This window comes from Nocardia sp. NPDC058497 (assembly GCF_042720195.1).
GTDB lineage: Bacteria > Actinomycetota > Actinomycetes > Mycobacteriales > Mycobacteriaceae > Nocardia.
In genome coordinates this window covers 1-1505 of record NZ_JBHXMY010000935.1, presented here as the reverse complement: position 1 = coordinate 1505, position 1505 = coordinate 1, and the positions used below count along the sequence as shown (strand labels likewise).

Annotated in this window: 1 protein-coding gene; it reads right to left on the bottom strand. The window is 73.0% G+C overall.

Features of this window, described 5'->3' with window-relative positions; all coding sequences use genetic code 11:
- On the bottom strand, positions 1-1345 hold a 1345-nt coding region (gene hisD / locus ACFWPJ_RS32610; RefSeq protein ID WP_378857339.1), incomplete at its 3' end, for a histidinol dehydrogenase.
- Positions 1346-1505: the final 160 nt, after the last annotated feature.

The window sequence follows — 1505 nt, the reverse complement described above, 5'->3', positions numbered from 1 at the left end:
GCTCCACTCCCCCCCGCCCCACTAACCGCCCCCCCCCGGCCGGGCCGTGCGCGGGCAGGTCTTCGGCGTTGGCCAGGGCGACGACGTGCCCGGCGACATCCTTCAACGCGGCCTCGGTGTACTCCACGATGTGGATGCCACGCAGGAAGGTCTGCACGCTCAGACCCGACGAGTGCCGCGCGCAGCCCGCGGTGGGCAGCACGTGGTTGGAGCCGGCGCAGTAGTCGCCCAGGCTGACCGGCGCCCACGGGCCGACGAAGATCGCGCCCGCGCTGCGCACCCGCGCCGCGACGGCCGCGGCGTCGGCGGTCTGGATCTCGAGGTGCTCGGCGGCGTAGGCGTCGACGACGCGCAGGCCCTGGGCGATGTCGTCGACGAGGACGATCCCGGACTGCTTGCCGCTCAACGCTTCCCGCACCCGCACGTCGTGCTTGACCACGGCGAGCTGGGCGTTCAGCGCGGCGTCGACCGCGTCGGCCAGCGCGACGGAGTCGGTGACCAGCACGCTGGCTGCGAGCACGTCGTGCTCGGCCTGGCTGATCAGGTCGGCGGCCACGTGCACCGGGTCGGCGGTGGCGTCGGCGAGCACCGCGATCTCGGTGGGGCCCGCCTCGGCGTCGATGCCGACCAGGCCGCGGCACAGCCGCTTGGCCGCGGTGACGTAGATGTTGCCGGGTCCGGTGATGAGGTCGACCGGTTCCAGCGCGGCGCCGTCGGTGTCGGTGCCGCCGTAGGACAGCAGCGCCACGGCCTGCGCGCCGCCGACCGCCCACACCTCGTCGACGCCGAGCAGCGCGGCGGCCGCCAGGATCGTCGGGTGCGGCAGACCAGCGAACTGGGACTGCGGCGGCGAGGCCACGACGAGCGACTCCACACCGGCGGCCTGGGCCGGGACGACGTTCATCACGACCGAGGACGGGTAGACAGCATTGCCGCCGGGCACGTACAGCCCGACCCGCTCGACCGGCACCCACTTCTCGGTGACGGTGCCGCCGGGCACCACCTCGGTGACGGAGTCGGTGCGGCGCTGATCCGCGTGCACCTTCCTGGTCCGCTCGATCGCGACCTCGAGCGCGGCGCGCACGGCCGGATCCAGCTCCTCGAGTGCCTTGGCCAGCTCGGCGACGGGCACGCGCACCGCGGCGGGACGAACGCCGTCGAACTTCTCGCTGTAGTCCAGCGCGGCCTCGGCGCCCCGGTCGCGGATGTCCTCGACGACCGGCCGCACATGATGCAGCACCGAGTCGACGTCGACCCCTCCGCGCGGCAGCGCGGTGCGCAGCTCGGCAGCGGAGGGAGTACGACCGCGCAGATCGACGCGGGCGAGCTCGATGCGGGAAGTCATATCGGGGTGCGGTCCTGTCTGTGCGTGGCTCAGGTCAGGTACCAGCCTAATGGGCGCCCGCCATCGCTTTTCCGGCACATCCCGCCGAAGACGACGGAACCAGCCGGTTGTCCCCCCCCGGTCCGCCGGTGAGTCAGTCGGCGACCATCAGGGACATCAA